Origin of the sequence: Streptomyces sp. S465 (genome assembly GCF_026898115.1) — a bacterium.
Classification (GTDB): domain Bacteria; phylum Actinomycetota; class Actinomycetes; order Streptomycetales; family Streptomycetaceae; genus Streptomyces; species Streptomyces luomodiensis.
On the sequence record NZ_CP114036.1, the window covers coordinates 5,485,339 to 5,502,239 of the forward strand.

Here is a 16,901-nt window from a genome sequence, read left to right on the forward strand (position 1 = left end):
CGGCCCACCCGCCCGGCGGTCCTCGGAACGGACCGCCGGGCGTCGCCGTGCCGGTCACCTCACCGATCGGCCGTAGCGGGCTCCGGTGTGCGCCCGGCCGGTTCGCGCTTCTTCACCTGGGGGAGGAGCAGGGCCGGCAGGAGGGTGAGGGCGGTGAAGCCGAGGACCCACCAGAAGGTGGTGTCGAACGCCTTGGTCAGCGCGTCGGGGTCGGACGGCGACTGTCCGCCCTCGGTGTGCCGGGTGATCTGGCGTTGCAGGATGACCGAGAGCACCGCGGTGCCGAACGAGCCGCCCAGCCGCTGGATCACCGAGATGGCGCTGGTGGCCCGGGGGATCGCGGCCGGCTCCAGCCCCTGGTAGGCCGCGCTCATGATGGGCACCATCGAGGCCGCGATGCCGATCCCCCAGATCAGCAGGGACCCGCTGAGTAGCCACACACTGGTGTCCGGCTGGACCTGGGTGTAGGCGAGGGTGCCGGCCACGCCGATGGCCACCCCGGTGAGCACGATGGGCCGGGAGCCGATCCGGTCGGTCAGTTTGCCGACGTAGGTCAGCGCGATGATGGTGCCGATGGACTGCGGGGCGAGCAGCAGTCCCGCGTCCAGCGCGCTCTTGTCGCGCACCTGCTGGTAGTAGAGCGGCATCAGCAGCATCGCGCCGAAGACGGACATGCCGCCCAGGAACATCAGCAACGTGGCCGCGGTGAACGAGCGGTGCCGGAACAGCCGCAGGTCCAGGACCGGGGTGATCCGGGTGCGCAGCGCGTGGGCCGCGAAGGCGGCCAGCAGGACGGCGCCCAGCGACAGGGAGACCACGACCGGGGTCGCCCCGAACCCCTCGGGCCTGCTGGTCTGTGACAGCCCGTAGATGATCGCCGCGAGACCGGGGGACAGCAGCGACAGCCCGAGCACGTCCAGCCGGGCGGCGGTGTCGCTCCTGGTGTCGCGGGGGACACCCCGCCAGGCCAGCAGCAGGGCGATCACGCAGATGGGCACGTTGACGTAGAAGATCCAGCGCCAGCTGACGGAGTCGATGATGGCGCCGCCGACCAACGGACCGACGATCGGGGAGAGATGGCCGGGCACCGCCACGATGCTCATGATGCGGCCGATCCGCCGCGGACCGGCCGCGCGGACCAGGATGGTCTGCATCACCGGGGTGATCAGGCCGCCGCCGATGCCCTGGAGGACCCGGAAGGCGATCAGGCTGCCGACCGACCACGCGGCGCCGCAGAGCGCGGACCCGGCCAGGAAGGCGGTCAGCGAGAACAGCCACATCGTCCGGGCGCCGAAGCGTTCCACGGCCCAGCCGGTGAGCGGGATGACCGCCGACAGGGCCAGCAGATAGCCGGTGCTGGTCCATTGGATGGTGGAGATATCGGTGTCGAACTCGTGCGACAGGCCGTCGATCGCGACGCTGACGATCGTGGTGTCCAGCATCGACGCGATCGCGCCGATCACCAGGATCACGCCCAGTCGGATGAGTGCGGGGTCCAGCCGGTCGGATGCGGATTGCTCGGGGGCGGAAGAAGGGTCCCCCGTGGACGGGCTAGTCATGCGAGGGACTCTACACCGTGTGGTGTAGTTGCTGTATCCTCCTGTTCTGTGGTTACCAATGCACGGACTTCCGCCGTTGCCGGCGCGCGCACTCCCGCCGGCAACGGCGCCGGCAAGCGGCTGCGCCAGGGGTCCCCGAAGAAGCGCGCGGCGATCGCACGGGCGGCGTTCGAGCTGTTCGTGGCCCAAGGCGTCGCCGGCACCAGCGTCGATGCCATCGCCGCCGAAGCGGGCGTCTCCAAGCGCACCGTCTACGACTACTACGGCAGCAAGGAGCGGCTCTTCCTCTCCGTCATCGAGGACGCCGAGGCGGCGTACGCGGAACAGTTCACGGAAATCCTGGACCGCACCCTCGGCGAGGTCGACGGCACCGACGGCACCGATGGCATCGGCGGCACCGACGACCTCGAGGCGGCCCTGGTCCGCTTCGGCCGCGAACTGGGCACCACCGTGGCGCGCTCGGTGGGCCGCGCCGCGGCGATCCGGCTGGTGATCACCGAGGCGGCCCACTTCCCCGTCCTGCTCGACCGCTGGCGGGGGCCGGGCATCGAGCAGCGGGCCCTGGCCGAGCGGCTGGGGGCGCTGGCCGAGCGCGGCGTCCTCGCCGTGCCCGACCCGGTGGAGGCCGCCGCCCACTTCGGGGCACTGGTGACCAGCAGCGTGAACCACCGGTCCCTCTTCGGAGTCGTGCCCGTGGGCGACGCCGAGATCGAGCGGATCGTCGTCAGCGGTGTCCGCGCGTTCCTCCTCGCCTACGGCCCCCACCGGCCCGCCCCCTGATGGCGGGCGCGATGCCCTTACAACGTCGCCTACAGCGAAGCCGTTTACGTCGTCGCCCCGCTCGGTTGCAGCCAGACCGGCAGATCCACCCGGCTGCGCACGTCGAGCTTGCGATACGCCCTGGTCAGATGCTGCTCCACCGTGCTGACCGTGATGTAGAGCTTGCGCGCGATCTCCCGGTTGGTGTGTCCCTTGGCCGCGAGGGCGGCCACCCGCCGTTCGGCGTCGCTCAGCGCGGTCACCCCCGCCGTGTCGATCAGCGGCTCGGTGTCCTCCTCCGCCAGGCACACCGACAGCCGCTGCCGCAGCGCGTCCGTACGGCACTCGGTGGCCACGTGCCATGCCCTGCGCGCCATCATCCGGGCCCGGTCGGACTCCCCCAGCGCGTAGTGGGCCTCGCTGAGATCGGTGAGGGTTTCCGCCAGCTCCAGTCGGTCGCCCTGCTCCTGGAGCTCCTCGGCGGCCTTGCGCAGCAGGTGGGGCCGTTGTTTGAGTTCGCTACAGGCCGCCAGCGTGCGCAGGGCGATGCCATGGGTGCGGGAGCCCGTGGTGAGGGGCCGGGCCAGCTGCTCCTCGGCCAGCCGCCGGGCCTGCCGCACATTCCCCAGCCGCAGATGGATCCGCGCGGCGTCGGCGCGCCAGGGGATGAAGCCCGGCAGGTCCATGTCCCAGGCGGTCATGAGCTCACCGCAGGTGGTGAGGTCGCTCAGCCCGGCCTGGAGCCGGTTGGCCGCCAGGTGGTACCGGCCCCGGGCGTACAGGTACAGCAGCCCCCAGCGGGTCTGGAACAGCTCCGGCGGCGCCGCCCGGGTCAGTTCCTCGGCCTCGGCATGGCGTCCCAGGGAGGTCATGGCCTGGAGCAGGATGCCCAGCGGCGCGCCGAGGGCCACGCCCCAGCTGCGGTCGGATATCGCGCCGAGGGCGGCGCGCGCGTGCCGCTCGGCGGCCTCCGGATCGCCCTGGCGCAACGCGATGTCGGCGCGGACCGCGGCCAGCATCGCCTGCCAGGCGGGGGCGTGCCGGGAGCGGGCCTCGGCCAGCAGGGCGTCGCACCAGGGCGCCGCCTTGTCCAGCCGGTCCGCGTAGGTCAGGGCCAGCAGTGCGGGGATCACCGGGTCCATCACGGCATGGCCGAGGTGGCAGCTCTGGAGCACCTGTTCGGCGGCGGTGACGGCCTCGGCGTGGCTGTCCTGCCGCAGCACGGCGGTGAACGCGGTCAGGGCGCGCAGCCGCATGTCCGTCGTGGCGGCCTCGCTCAGCGAGTCGTCGGGGTGGGGGAAGCCGGGCGGCTCGGGAGCGCGGTGCGGCAGTACCGGGTAGGAGCAGTCCGCCCACAGCCGCAGGATGTGCAGTTCGGTCACGGCTCGGGCGTCCGAGGGGTCGATCGTCCGGTAGAGCTGGTTGAGCGCGTCGGCGGCGTGCCCGAGTTCGCCGTTCCACAGCAGCAGGGCGATGGGAGACGTGACGTCGGTCTCCAGCAGCCCGTCGCGGGCGGCCGTGATCAGTTCGGGCATCAGCCGGGCGGCGGCGGAGGGGTTGAGCCGCCATTCGACCTCGGCGAGCAGGGTGGTGACGGCGGCCTGTTGGCGGTCGTCGGCGCAGTTCCGCTGGGCCAGTTTGAGCAGCTTGATCGCCTGTTCGACCCGGTCCTCGGCCAGCGCCTGATCGGCCGCCTCGCGCAGCACCGGCACCGTCCAGGGCGCGTCGGTCTGGTTGGAGGTGATCAGGTGGGCGGCGACGGTCGTCGCCTGGGCGCCCTCCTGGTACAGCAGTTCGGCGGCCCGCCGGTGCAGACGTGTGCGGTCCTTCCCGGCGATGTTGTCCAGAACGGCGGTGCGGGCGGCCGGATGCCGGAAGTGGCCGTGCGCCAGCAGCCCGGCCATGGTCAGCACTTCCACGATGTGGTCGGCCTGGTGGGGTTCGATGTCGAGCAGCCGGGCCAGCAGCGCGGGGGTGCCGGCGTCGTCGAGCACCGCGAGCCCCTGGGCGCCCGCCAGCACATCGGGTCCACAGCGGTGGACACAGACCAGCACGGCCTCCCGGAACGCGTCGGCGACTACGGGCCCGGCGATGACCTCCGCCGAGACCCGCCCGGCGACGGTCGCATGGTCCTCCATCAGCGCGCGGATCAGCAGCGGGTTGCCGCCGCTGATCGCCGCGCAGGCGGCGGGCAGTGGGCTGGACGGCCAGGTCTTGGTGTGTTCCGTGACCAGTTCGGCGACACCGGCGGGGGAGAGGGGGCCCAGCCGGATGCGGCGGCAGTGGGAGTGGCTGAGCAGTTCGGCGCGGAAGGAATCGAGGGCGGGCTCCAGCACCGCCCATTCGTTCAGCACGAGGAGAATCGGCTCCGAGGAGAGGCGCCTGGTCAGATAGGACAGGAACTGCAAGGACAGCCGGTCGGCATACTGGACGTCATCGATACCCACCACGACGGGGCCCTGGGCGGTCAGCTCCAGAAGCAGCGTGCAGAACTCGTGGATGACGCGGGCATGCTGCTGTTCAAGGGTTTCCGAGTCCTGGTCGGGGCGATCCGCCATGCATTCGGCGCTCAGTCGGGCCCCACGCCGCGACTGGTCCGGCGACAGCGGGGCGGTTCGCAGTAATTGGGTCACGACTCCGAGCGGCAGGAGCTGTTCGGCGCGGGATGCGCTCGCGTGCAGGAACAGTGCTCCCGAGTCCCGTACATTCCGGGCGAAGGTGTTCAGCAGACTGGTTTTTCCACAGGCGACCGCCCCCGTCACCAGAGCGACGCCTCCCTCGCCGGCCATGCAGGTCGACAGCATGGATCGTAGCCGAGTGAGTTCGCTCATCCGTTCGGCCAGCTCCACAAATCCCCCTTTGTGAGTCTCGGTCGGTGCGGCGAATGGCATGCGCGATTGCACTGTCTGCGCCGCTCTCGATGGTGTGGCCTGGTCACAGAACGGTCAAGCGAAAAAAGAGCGCCTTACTGATCCATTACTAATTGGGGTGGCAGTATGTGCCGCCATCTCACCATTTATTTCCGGACGGCGCGGACATGTCGTACGGAAAACGTGACGTTCATCGCACCGCGGGCCTGAAGTGGGCATTCATCCGGTTGGCGCGCCGCGCCGGAGCGGTCGCCGACCGCCGCGGACCTGGTCGGGGTTCCCTGGGGGAATCCGTGCTGACCTGCGATGACGTCATCAGGTTGGAGCCCGGAGCGGCCGCTGTCAACACGTGGTGTCTCATCATCTGGAGCCCTAGGGGTTGGTCTAGGGGTTTACCGGGTGAATAGCGTCCGTAGGATGGCTAAATGCTGGCGGCGCGCTCCTCGGTAATTCCTTTGTGGGGGCGCTTATCGAACCCTGGAGCGGGGAGAGTCAATGCTGACCTATACCGGTCATTCCGGTTCGTTCGACGGCGACGGCAAGCAGGATATTCTCGTCCGGCATGGCAGTGAATTATTTGTCTATCCGGGTTCCGGTGCGCTCAATGGATTGAAGACGTATGGCGAACCCGTGAAGATCGGCGCCGATATCCGGCCCGACCACTATCTCTGGGTGGGCGCGGGTGACTTCACGGGCGACGGCAGGGCCGATGTGTTCGCGCTCACCGTGGAGGAGCAGGGCTACATCTTCGTCAATCGCGGCGGTCTGGCCGGGCTGGACACCCTGGCGGAACCGGTCCACATCGGCGGAAAACTGCCGGAGGTCGCCTACGACACGATCGCCCTCGCCGATATGAACGCCGACGGCAAGACCGACATCATCGGCCGGCAGGGCGGCACCAGCAAGATCGACATCATTCCCTTCGCGGGCGAGGTCGACGGCACCAACAGCTTCAACGCGCCCGAGCGGCTGGCCACCCTCGGCGCGACGGACATCCCCCTGGGCGCCGCCGACATCACCGGCTCCGGCCGGCCCGAGCTGCTCGTCCTCCACGACAACGGCGACCTCGCCGTCTACCTCACGCCGGACGAGGGCCGGGACGCCGACGGCGAGCCGGTGGGCGAGGGCGACTGGCACACGATCGGCCACGGCTGGGACGCGATGGACATCATCGACGTCACGGACATCAACGGCGACGGCCGGCCGGACCTGCTCGGCCTGCGCCAGGACGGCACCCTGGTGGCCTACGCCCACAGAGGCACCTTCGACCCGGCGAACCCCACCGCCGTCTTCCGGGAGCCGGTGGTGGTGGCGAAGGGCTGGCACGACGTCAACGCCATCAGCTGACGCCCGGCTCAGGGCCGGTATCGCCCGCAGGGCGGTCACCCCCCCCGGTGGGTGACCGCCCTGCGGCGTATCCGGGCCGGTCAGGCGAGGGGCCCGAGGTGGGGTTGCAGGCGTTGCAGCCGGGCGGGGTAGTCGGGGTGGGAGTGGAGCAGCCGGGCCAGCGCCCTCTCCCGTTTCACCGGCCGCCCCCGCGCTGCCGCGAGCGCCTCCGCCTGCTGCTCGGCCGCGTGTAGCAACCCCAGGACCTCGGCGAGCATCGGCGCGAAACCGAGCGCCGCCGCCTGCTGATCGGCGTGGAACTCCGCCCGGCGGCCGACGGCGGCGAGCAGATACGGGGTGATCAGCACCAGGAGCGGCAGCCCGTAGAGAAAACTGATGGTCACGACGGCGACCATGCCGAAGACCAGCATCACGAGGACAGGCCCGGCCCAGGAGAAGAGCCCGGACACCCGGATGGCCACATACGTCGTGAGCAGCATCAACCGCCAGGCGATCCGTCCGGGCAGGGCGTACCAGTAGCCCAGCAGGCTGGACCAGGTGTGGCCGCCGACATGGTGGCCGAGCTCATGGGCGAGCACGGCGGCGAGCTGGCCGGAGGGCAGCCGCTCGATCGAGAAACGGGTCACGCCGACGATATGGCCGGCGGCGGCGACCGCGTTGAGCCGGTCGCTGTCCTCGACCCACAGCTCGTAGGTGTGCGCCTCGATCCCGGCCCGTGCGAGGACCTCCTGCCACACCGGGGTGATCCTGGCCAGCTCCTGGGGGGTTGGGTGGCGGAGCTTGAGCAGACGCCGGGCGATGAACCGCTCGGTGGGGCGGTGGAAGACGAGGGCGCCGCTCGCCAGCCAGGCCACCACGATGACGATGCCGAGGGGACCGAAGAACACCGACAGCAGGCTCACGACCAGCAGGCTGCACAGGAAATTCGGCACGTGGAGCAGAAGCCCGCTGACGGCGGTGCCATCGGCGCCCCGCTGGTGCTCGGCGATGTGCACGCGGCGCTGTGCGAACCGCAGCTCATGAGGGTGAGGCGCGGGCGGCGGGGGCGGTGCGGGCGGGAGCGCGGGCGGCCGGGGCGCGGCTGTCTGCGGGTGCGGGGGCGCCTGCGGAGGTGGCGGGGCCTGTGGGTACGAAGGCGCCTGCGCAGGTGGCGGCGTCTGCGGGTAGGTCGGCGGCGGGGCCTGCGGGTAGGTGGGCGGCGGCGCCTGCGGGTACTGGGGTTCTGCTGGCTCGGTCATCGCTTTCCTCTGCAACGAAGTAACGGTCAGCCCGCCAGGAGCGCCCCGGGAAGCAGCACGGCGCCGCAGCAGAAGGCGATCAGCCCGGTGCGGATCCACTGGTGCTTGACCGAGGCGATACGGCTGGTCTCGGTGAGCGCGGCGAGCAGCCCGGAGACCGGGGCGCCGGCGGTGTCGGTGAGTGCGGTCGCCAGTCGGCCCAGCCGGGCGGCGCGCCGGATGTCGCTGAAGTAGGCGAGCGGCTGCCCCGGCGTCCAGGCTTTGCCGCCGTAGCGCGGCAGTACGGTCATGAGCAGGGCGAACAGGGCCAGCGCGAGGGCGAGCGTCCCGGTCCACCAGGCGAGGGAGCCGACGGTGGAGAGCTTGTCGGGGGTCCAGCTGCTGTTGGCGAGCAGAGCGGTCACGATCCCCGCCGTCATACCGAGCGCCGCGACCAGGACCGCCGCCTTGCCGTCGGCGCGGGCGATCTCGGCGTGCAGATCGGCCAGCAGCCGCTCGGCGGCCTCGATGTCCGCCGTGGCGGAGGCGCTGCCGCCGGAGGTCATGAGGGCCGCTCCTCCCCGTCGTACGGTTCGGCCGGGGCCGCGGGCGCCGACTCCACCGGTTGTCCGGCGGGAGCCGGGGGCACGGGCGGCATCGGCGGTACGGCGGGGGGCGCCGGCGGGACCGGCGGCGGCAGCGCGGAGCCCTCGTCCCCCGGCGGCGGACCGTACGCCGACGGCTCGGACACTCCCGGGAGCCGCTGGTTGAGGATGTCGTTGACCACTTGGAGCGCGAGCCGCCGGGGCTCCTCCTTCTGGTAGTCCTCGACGTCCTCTCCCTTGAGGAGTTCGGTGGCCACCCCCAGCTGGCTTTTGATCAGCGCGAGCTGGTCCGCCCGCATGCTCTCCATCACCAGCCGTGAGTCCTCCGGATGCTGCGCCAGATGGAGCGCCCAGGCGGCGACGCCTCCCTGCTGGAGGTGGTACTGGTAGAAATTGATCTTCGCTGCGTTCAGCTCCTGCTGCTGCTGGACCCGCAACACCTCGAGCTGGTGCTGCTGGTACTGCCGCCGCATCTCCAGCTCATGCTGCGGGTCCAGGAGCTCGCCCGCGTACCGGATCTCGCGCAGCTGCTTGCGGTGGGCGATCGCCGCGTCGTCCAGCCGCAGCCGCACCACACAGGTGATGTCCAGGCCGATGCCCGTCGCGAAGGCGCCGCTGTCGACGGCTCGCTGTACCGCCTGTTCGGCCATGGAGCTGTTCTCGATGGCGAAGCCGCGGCTGACCGGACGGGTGAGGTGCTGGAACTCCCGGCTCAGCCGGGTCGGCACATCGCGCTCGCCGCTGGCCACGAAGCGTGCCGGATCGGCGACCCGCCAGGTGAGTTCCGCGGTGACGCCGAAGGCGAACGCGTCGTCGTCACTGGGTAGTTCGAGGTCGAGCGTCACCGGGTGGGTACCCATGTCCACCTCGTACACCGCGGTGTACCGCCGACTCGCGGCGTCGGACCGGCTCGGCCGGTGCGGCGGGAGGTAGGTGTCGTACGCCCCCTTGGCCGTGACGAAGACAAGTGCGTGGTCGATCGCGACCGCCGGCCGTCGGGCCGCGTATTCGAAGCGCGCCATCGGCCGGACGGTCAGTACCGGGTCGATCAGCTGGGTGTGGCGGTCGGCTTGTTGCTGCCATTCGGGCTGACGGCGGAAGTCCGCCATGAGGTCATCTCCTCGGAGGGATCAGGGGACGGATCAGAGAAGGATCAGAGAGGGGGATCAGCGGGACGGGAGCGCGGACAGCAGCCGGGCCGCGACCCGCGGCGGTGGCCCGCCGTGTTCGCCGGGGATGGTGCGCAGCAGATGGCTCAGGCGGGCGATGTCCTCCGCGCTGACGGCCAGGGCCGGGAGCAGAGCGGTGACGGCCTCTTCGGCGGACGGGTGCCGATCGGCCTCGTACACCCATGCGCGCAGCGCCGTCAGCGCGGCCTTGGTGTGCGTGGGGTCGGCGAGTGCGGCGCGCCACGGGTCGGCCAGCGCGCGGATGCCGGCCGGGGTCCGTTCGTCGTCCTCGATGAACCACGCGAGCAGCCCGTCCTCCTCGGTGTGGCACGCGGTCAGGAAGGCGGAGAGGAGGAGGGCGCGCACCGGCGCGGTGTCCCGCTCCAGGAAGTGGACCAACGCGGTGAGGGTCGCCCTCCGGTCGCCCGCGGACAACAGCAGCGCCGTGGATTCGGTGAGGTGGTTCCGTTCCTGTTCGTCGCTCTCGTCCAGCCGGGCGCGGGCGGCGATCGTCTCCAGGGCCTCTCCGGTCTGCTCCGGCCGCAGCGGCACGAGCAGCGCATAGGCCCGCACCGCCGTCCAGCGCCGGGCCGGATGCGGATCGAGGCACCACTGGCTGAGGACGCGGGGGACCGCCGGCGCACCCAGCAGGTGGCTGAGGGTGAGGGTGTTGGCCGCGATCAGCCGAGGGGCGTAACCACGGGCGGTGGCCCAGCCGTCGATGAGCAGCGCCATGGCCGACGGCAGATCGGCGGCGGTGAGCATCGCGGCGGTGGCGGCGGCCCGGGTGCGCACCACGGGGCGGCCGTCGCGGGCGAGCCGCTGGATCCAGCGGATCAGCGCCGGGCGCGCGGACGGGTGACCGGTCCACACCTCCTCCAGCAGGGTGGGGGCGATCCGCTCGTCCTGGTACCGGGCGACGAACTGGGGGACCTGACCCCATTCGGTGCTCTCGTACTCCTCGTAGCCGTGCGCTCGGGCGAGCTGGAGCCGGTCGGCGATGGCGGGGCCGAAGACCGGGATCTCCGGTGTCCGCTCGGGATTCTCGGTTTCCTGAAGAAGGACGTACAGCTGGTCGGCGAGCTCCGCGGCCAGCGGATACGGGGCCTGGTCGAAGACGGCGAGCGAGATCAGGAAGGATTTGTCGCGCAGCGAGAGTTCCTCGTCCGCGAACCACTGCCGGACCTGTTCCGCCACGGTGGCGTGGCTGAAGGAGGCCAGCTCGGCCAGGCTGACGGACCCGCTCTCGTACGCGGCGACCTGCTCGGCGAAGTCGCGGACCTCCCTCAGCTGATGGGCATGGGCGAGGAAGTCGTGCACCGGGCCGAGGCTCAGCAGCCTGTCGACCACGGGGCCGTCGCCGAGGTGATGGTGGAGATGGGCGCGCAGGACGGCCGTGGCGGAGGGCGGCTCCCAGGGAACGGGGCTGATGTCGGTCAGGGCGGCGGTGGATTCGAGGGTGATCACCATATGGCCGTTCCGTTTGCGCAGTTCGTCCTGGACGGCCAGCAGGTGGGTGTACTTCAGCGGTTTGCCCCGGCTCAGTCCCAGGTCGCACAGCACATGACCGGGCGCGTTCCCCAGCTGGTCGCGGAGGGCGGCGGGGGGTGTCCCGGCGTCGAGCGCGCGGACGGTGGTGATGCCCAGGCGGTGCAGCAGCATCAGCGCGGCGGCGCGGCGGCCGGTGGAGTGGGCACCGGTGAGGACCACGACCCGTTCGCCGCGGAGACGTTCCAGGGCCGTGGCGAAGGAGTCGCTCTCCTGGAACACCGCGGCGAGGCTCTCGATCTCGGAGGCGGGGATCTCACCGGAGGCGTGCACGGGTCCGGCCGAGCCGTAGTAGTGGTGGCTCTCGGTCTTGCCGCCCATGAACACATCGCCGTGGACCCGGCCGCCGGACACCCCGTGCTGGCTGCCGCCGACCAGTGAACCGCCGAAGGAGGCGGCGGCCTTGAACATGAACTCCGGGGCGTGCTCGTACAGTTCGCGGCGGGCGGCACGGGCTTCCTGCGGCCGCTCCTCGGGCTCGGCCTCCTCCGCGCCGGGGTCCCGCGTCGCGGAGGTGTCGGGCGGGGCCGGTTCCCCGGAGTGCTCGGGCGCCGGGGCCTCACCCGCGCTCATCGCCTACCGCCCTGGTCCGCGCCGCCGAGGTGCACATCGCCGTGGACGGTGCCGCCGGACACGCCGTGCTGGTCGCCCGCGACAAGGCTGCCGCCGAAGGACGGGGCGCCTCCGGAGAAGTGGAACGTGGCCCCGGGCCCCTGGGACGCCGGACCCGCGGCCGGCGCCGGGGCGGACTCCGGTGCCGCGTCCGGCGATGCCGTGCCCCCCGGCAGCGGACCGTGCAGCCACGCGCCCAGCGGGCCGTTCTTGCTCTCCAGGGTGACCGGGTGGAATTCCTCGGGGGCGATCCCGGGATGCCCGTGCCGGACGATGCCCTGATGGATGGATTCGGAGACGCAGAGCGCGAAGTCGTTCGTCCGCTCGCGCAGCGCGGCGCGCAGCAGCTTCGCGTCCAGCAGCCGGCACGCGTGGTTGAGGTCGGAGCCGACCCAGCCACCCTGGTCGTCGACGGCCACGAAGCCCGTGGCGAGGACCGACCTCAGCCGGATCTGCGCACTGCTGGAGGCCATCCGGTTGATGGTGCGCAGCTGCGCCGGAGCCTCGGTGAGCAGGGATCGCAGCAGCGCGATGGGGGAGGCGTCGGCGTCGATGAGCTCCATGACGGAGTCCCCGCGGTCGGCCCGGAGGCGCCTGGTCTCCTCGACCCCGGCCGCCGCCAGGGTGCGGTCGGCGATGTCGTAGAGCATGCGGCGCAGATAAGCCTGCTCGACGTCATCGCGGTCGCTGTACCGCTCGATGTCGAAGAGCAGGATCGTGCGGTTGACGGGATGAGTCATGATCGCCTCTCGCTCGGTCGCCTGGTCCGACGGCAGCGTCGCGCGGTCGGCGGGGCGGGAGTGAGGGCGGATGACGCAGTCGAAGTGTGACCGCGTACACATAAGGGCGCGGCGTACGCGCAAGGACGCCGCGGGCCACGAGGCGCTACGAGCCACGAGGCGCTACGAGCCACGAGGCGCTACGAGCCACGAGGCGCTACGAGCCACGAGGCGCTACGCGCCACGAGGCGCTACGCGCCGGAAGGCGTCGCGGGTCAGTCCGAGCGGGCGACCCTGCGCAGGATGTCGGGCCGGAGGATCACCAGGGCCTTGCGTCCCGTCGCCACGACCTGGCGCTCACGCAGCTCCTTGAGGAGACGCTGCACCATTTCGCGGGAGGCGCCGATGGACCCCGCCAGCTCCTGCTTGCTGAGCGGGACGGCCAGTTCGATGCCCTGGGCAGTGCGACGTCCATGAGACCTGGCGAGCTCGAGCAGCAGGACCGCGAAGCGCTCGCGCACGGTCAGCGAGGCGAAGTCGAGGCGGCGGCGGTCGGCGGCGCGCATCCGGTCGCTGGTCAGGGTGAGCAACGTCAGTGAGGCATCGGGGGAGCCTTCGAGGAAGAGCCGGAAGCGGTCGTGTTCGACCGCCACGGCCTCGACCGGTTCCAGGGCGGTGACCGTCGCGGCGCGTGGACGGCCGGTGAGGGCGGACGACTCGCCGATGATGTCGCCGGGGCCGCGTAACGCGAGAAGCGCCTCGTAGCCGTTGGGGGCGGAGGCGGTGACTTTCGTCCAGCCGTGCAGTATCAGCAGGATGTGGGAGGAGGGCTCGTTCTGGTGAATGATGGGTGCACGCGGGGAGAAGTCGAGCACCCTGCCGAGGGCGAGCAGAGCGGACCGCTCCTCGCGCTCCAGCCGGGCCAGGAAGGGCACGCGGTCGTCGAGTCCACTGTCTTCGGGAATACTCGTCCGGGTCATGGCTCCCCCCAAGTGTCATGAATAGATCAACGTACCGAATTCATCGCCTGTCCAGGGAGTGAGCCGGCTTGGTTCACCCGTACTGAGGATGGGGTGAGGACGGGGTGGGGGCGGGCTGAGGGCGGGCATCCAGCGGGACAATTCCGGCGTGTCGGGGTCCGCTGCATTTGTTTTGACCGAAGTCGGTGAGGTAGGTACGCTCAGACCTTGTGCCTGGGGTGTGCCCGGGTCCTCGCGCGTGCATTCGTCCGCGTGAGGGGCTGGAGTGTCGACACCAACAATCTGCACTCTCTGAGCTTTCGCGGAGAGCTGCGGCGCGCGACACACCCGACCGCGTGGGTCGGACAAACCCCAGGTTAGCTTTACCGAGACTGGCACACAGAAACCGGAGAAACGGTGCCTACGATCCAGCAGCTGGTCCGCAAGGGCCGCCAGGACAAGGTCGAGAAGAACAAGACCCCCGCCCTCGCGGGGTCGCCGCAGCGCCGTGGCACGTGCACCCGCGTGTTCACCACGACGCCGAAGAAGCCGAACTCGGCGCTCCGCAAGGTCGCGCGTGTCCGGCTGAGCAGTGGGATCGAGGTCACCGCCTACGTCCCGGGTGAGGGGCACAACCTCCAGGAGCACTCCATCGTGCTCGTGCGTGGCGGTCGTGTGAAGGACCTGCCGGGTGTTCGTTACAAGATCATCCGCGGCTCCCTCGACACGCAGGGCGTCAAGAACCGCAAGCAGGCTCGCAGCCGCTACGGCGCCAAGAAGGAGAAGTAAGAATGCCTCGTAAGGGCCCTGCCCCGAAGCGCCCGGTCATCATCGACCCGGTCTACAACTCTCCTCTGGTGACCTCCCTCATCAACAAGGTGCTGCTGAACGGCAAGCGCTCCACCGCCGAGCGCATCGTCTACGGCGCCATGGAGGGCCTGCGGGAGAAGACCGGCAACGACCCGGTCATCACCCTCAAGCGCGCGCTGGAGAACGTGAAGCCGACCCTCGAGGTCCGCTCCCGCCGTGTGGGTGGCGCCACCTACCAGGTGCCGGTCGAGGTCCGTCCCGGCCGTTCCTCCACCCTCGCCCTGCGCTGGCTCGTGGGCTACTCGCGCGCGCGTCGTGAGAAGACCATGACCGAGCGGCTCATGAACGAGCTGCTGGACGCCAGCAACGGTCTGGGTGCCTCCGTCAAGCGGCGTGAGGACACCCACAAGATGGCCGAGTCCAACAAGGCCTTCGCGCACTACCGCTGGTAGTCGCTACCCCATCGAGAACCGAGAGAAGACTGAGCCATATGGCCACCACTTCACTTGACCTGGCCAAGGTCCGCAACATTGGGATCATGGCCCACATCGACGCGGGCAAGACGACCACCACCGAGCGGATCCTGTTCTACACCGGTGTGAGCTACAAGATCGGTGAAGTCCACGACGGCGCTGCCACCATGGACTGGATGGAGCAGGAGCAGGAGCGCGGCATCACGATCACGTCGGCCGCGACGACCTGTCACTGGCCGCTTGAGAACGTCGATCACACCATCAACATCATCGACACCCCGGGTCACGTCGACTTCACGGTCGAGGTGGAGCGTTCGCTGCGCGTCCTCGACGGTGCCGTGACGGTGTTCGATGGCGTCGCCGGTGTGGAGCCGCAGTCCGAGACGGTGTGGCGTCAGGCGGACCGCTACGGCGTTCCGCGTATCTGCTTCGTCAACAAGCTCGACCGCACCGGTGCGGAGTTCCACCGCTGCGTCGACATGATCGTGGACCGCCTGGGCGCGACTCCGCTGGTCATGCAGCTGCCGATCGGCACCGAGGCCGACTTCAAGGGCGTGGTCGACCTCGTCCGGATGAAGGCGCTGGTCTGGTCCGCCGAGGCGACCAAGGGCGAGATGTACGACACCGTCGACATCCCGGACACCCACAAGGAAGCGGCCGACGAGTGGCGCGGCAAGCTGCTCGAGGCCGTCGCCGAGAACGACGAAGAGATGATGGAGCTGTACCTCGAGGGCGAGGAGCCCAGCGAGGAGCAGCTGTACGCGGCGATCCGCCGTATCACCATCGCCTCCGGCAAGGGCGGCGGCACCACCGTCACCCCCGTGTTCTGCGGTACCGCGTTCAAGAACAAGGGCGTCCAGCCCCTGCTCGACGCGGTCGTCCGGTACCTCCCCTCGCCGATCGACATCGAGGCGATCGAGGGCCACGCGGTCAGCGACCCCGACGAGGTCGTCAAGCGCAAGCCGTCCGAGGACGAGCCGCTGTCCGTCCTGGCGTTCAAGATCGCGAGCGACCCGCACCTCGGCAAGCTCACCTTCATCCGGGTGTACTCCGGCCGCCTGGAGTCCGGCTCCCAGGTGCTGAACTCGGTGAAGGGCAAGAAGGAGCGCATCGGCAAGATCTACCGGATGCACGCGAACAAGCGTGAGGAGATCGACTCGGTGGGTGCCGGCGACATCGTCGCCGTCATGGGTCTGAAGCAGACCACCACCGGTGAGACCCTCTGCGACGCGTCGAACCCGGTGATCCTGGAGTCGATGGACTTCCCGGCCCCGGTCATCGAGGTGGCCATCGAGCCCAAGTCCAAGGGCGACCAGGAGAAGCTGGCCGTCGCGATCCAGCGGCTTGCCGAGGAGGACCCGTCCTTCCGCGTCAAGACCGACGAGGAGACCGGCCAGACCATCATCTCCGGCATGGGTGAGCTCCACCTCGACGTGCTGGTCGACCGCATGAAGCGCGAGTTCAAGGTCGAGGCCAACGTCGGCAAGCCGCAGGTGGCCTACCGCGAGACGCTGCGCAAGCCGGTCGAGCGGTACGACTACACGCACAAGAAGCAGACTGGTGGTTCCGGCCAGTTCGCCAAGGTGCAGATCGCGCTGGAGCCGCTCGAGGGCGATGGCTACGAGTTCGAGAACAAGGTCACCGGTGGCCGCATCCCGCGGGAGTACATCCCGTCCGTGGACGCGGGCTGCCAGGAGGCCATGGAGTTCGGCGTGCTCGCGGGCTACCCGCTGACCGGTGTGAAGGTCACCCTGATCGACGGTGGCTACCACGAGGTCGACTCGTCCGAGATGGCGTTCAAGATCGCCGGTTCGATGGCCTTCAAGGAGGCCGCCCGCAAGGCCAGCCCGGCCCTGCTCGAGCCGATGATGAAGGTCGAGGTCACCACGCCCGAGGACTACATGGGCGACGTGATCGGCGACATCAACTCCCGTCGCGGGCAGATCCAGTCCATGGAGGACCGGAGCGGCGCCAAGCTGGTCACCGGCCTGGTTCCGCTGTCGGAGATGTTCGGCTACGTGGGCGACCTGCGCAGCAAGACGTCCGGCCGCGCCAGCTACTCCATGCAGTTCGACTCCTACGCCGAGGTTCCGCGGAACGTCGCCGAGGAGATCATCGCGAAGGCCAAGGGCGAGTAGGGCGGGTTCATCCGCATTCCTCACCCTTTAGGCTGGAAGCACAAGGCATCGGGGCCTTCCGTCGTGGAGCGCGGTCAGCGCGTTCCATGACGGGCCCCGGGCGCCGGCCCCCCATA

Annotated in this window: 13 protein-coding genes; 5 read left to right on the forward strand and 8 right to left on the reverse strand. The window is 70.1% G+C overall.

All coding sequences use genetic code 11. The annotated features are described in order from the left end of the window. Window positions 1–59 precede the first annotated feature (59 nt). Window positions 60–1,559: an MDR family MFS transporter gene (locus N6H00_RS22975; RefSeq protein WP_268973715.1), complete on the reverse strand. Its 1,500-nt coding sequence runs from the start codon at window positions 1,557–1,559 to the stop codon at window positions 60–62. 48 nt (window positions 1,560–1,607) lie between these two features. Here N6H00_RS22975 and N6H00_RS22980 point away from each other — a divergent pair, with 48 nt between their 5' ends. Beyond that, on the forward strand, window positions 1,608–2,339 hold the full coding sequence (locus N6H00_RS22980; protein WP_268973716.1) for a TetR/AcrR family transcriptional regulator: 732 nt from the start codon (window positions 1,608–1,610) through the stop codon (window positions 2,337–2,339). A gap of 44 nt (window positions 2,340–2,383) precedes the next feature. Here N6H00_RS22980 and N6H00_RS22985 read toward each other — a convergent pair whose 3' ends face one another. Then, window positions 2,384–5,149 carry a helix-turn-helix transcriptional regulator gene (locus tag N6H00_RS22985; protein ID WP_268973717.1) on the reverse strand — a complete coding sequence of 922 codons (2,766 nt, stop codon included), beginning with the start codon at window positions 5,147–5,149 and terminating at the stop codon, window positions 2,384–2,386. 534 nt (window positions 5,150–5,683) lie between these two features. On the opposite strand from N6H00_RS22985, the gene N6H00_RS22990 reads away from it, so the two are divergent. Further along, window positions 5,684–6,535 (forward strand): FG-GAP repeat domain-containing protein, encoded by an 852-nt coding sequence (locus N6H00_RS22990; RefSeq protein WP_268973718.1) that lies wholly within the window; start codon window positions 5,684–5,686, stop codon window positions 6,533–6,535. A gap of 80 nt (window positions 6,536–6,615) precedes the next feature. Here N6H00_RS22990 and N6H00_RS22995 read toward each other — a convergent pair whose 3' ends face one another. From N6H00_RS22995 to N6H00_RS23020, 6 genes are all read right to left on the reverse strand, one after another. Continuing rightward, window positions 6,616–7,773 (reverse strand): M48 family metalloprotease, encoded by a 1,158-nt coding sequence (locus tag N6H00_RS22995; protein ID WP_268973719.1) that lies wholly within the window; start codon window positions 7,771–7,773, stop codon window positions 6,616–6,618. Between the two features lie 26 nt (window positions 7,774–7,799). Beyond that, on the reverse strand, window positions 7,800–8,318 hold the full coding sequence (locus N6H00_RS23000) for a Pycsar system effector family protein (RefSeq protein ID WP_268973720.1): 519 nt from the start codon (window positions 8,316–8,318) through the stop codon (window positions 7,800–7,802). Continuing rightward, window positions 8,315–9,466 (reverse strand): PE-PGRS family protein, encoded by a 1,152-nt coding sequence (locus N6H00_RS23005; protein ID WP_268973721.1) that lies wholly within the window; start codon window positions 9,464–9,466, stop codon window positions 8,315–8,317. Before N6H00_RS23005 ends, N6H00_RS23000 begins: the two co-directional genes overlap by 4 nt. A 57-nt stretch (window positions 9,467–9,523) precedes the next feature. Further along, window positions 9,524–11,647, reverse strand: a complete 2,124-nt coding sequence (locus N6H00_RS23010) for a hypothetical protein (RefSeq protein ID WP_268973722.1) — start codon at window positions 11,645–11,647, stop codon at window positions 9,524–9,526. Continuing rightward, on the reverse strand, window positions 11,644–12,426 hold the full coding sequence (locus N6H00_RS23015; RefSeq protein WP_268973723.1) for a hypothetical protein: 783 nt from the start codon (window positions 12,424–12,426) through the stop codon (window positions 11,644–11,646). Before N6H00_RS23015 ends, N6H00_RS23010 begins: the two co-directional genes overlap by 4 nt. 254 nt (window positions 12,427–12,680) lie before the next feature. Beyond that, entirely contained in the window at window positions 12,681–13,385 is a 705-nt protein-coding gene (locus N6H00_RS23020) for a Crp/Fnr family transcriptional regulator (RefSeq protein WP_268973724.1), read from the reverse strand. 396 nt (window positions 13,386–13,781) lie between these two features. On the opposite strand from N6H00_RS23020, the gene rpsL reads away from it, so the two are divergent. Genes rpsL through fusA form a run of 3 tightly spaced genes read left to right on the forward strand, consistent with a single transcriptional unit; the run spans window position 13,782 to window position 16,785 of the window. Next, window positions 13,782–14,153, forward strand: coding sequence for a 30S ribosomal protein S12 (gene rpsL, locus N6H00_RS23025; RefSeq protein WP_014054153.1), 372 nt, complete (start codon window positions 13,782–13,784; stop codon window positions 14,151–14,153). Between the two features lie 2 nt (window positions 14,154–14,155). Beyond that, on the forward strand, window positions 14,156–14,626 hold the full coding sequence (rpsG, locus tag N6H00_RS23030) for a 30S ribosomal protein S7 (RefSeq protein WP_030835073.1): 471 nt from the start codon (window positions 14,156–14,158) through the stop codon (window positions 14,624–14,626). A 38-nt stretch (window positions 14,627–14,664) separates the two neighbouring features. Then, entirely contained in the window at window positions 14,665–16,785 is a 2,121-nt protein-coding gene (gene fusA / locus N6H00_RS23035; protein WP_268973726.1) for an elongation factor G, read from the forward strand. Window positions 16,786–16,901 lie beyond the last annotated feature (116 nt).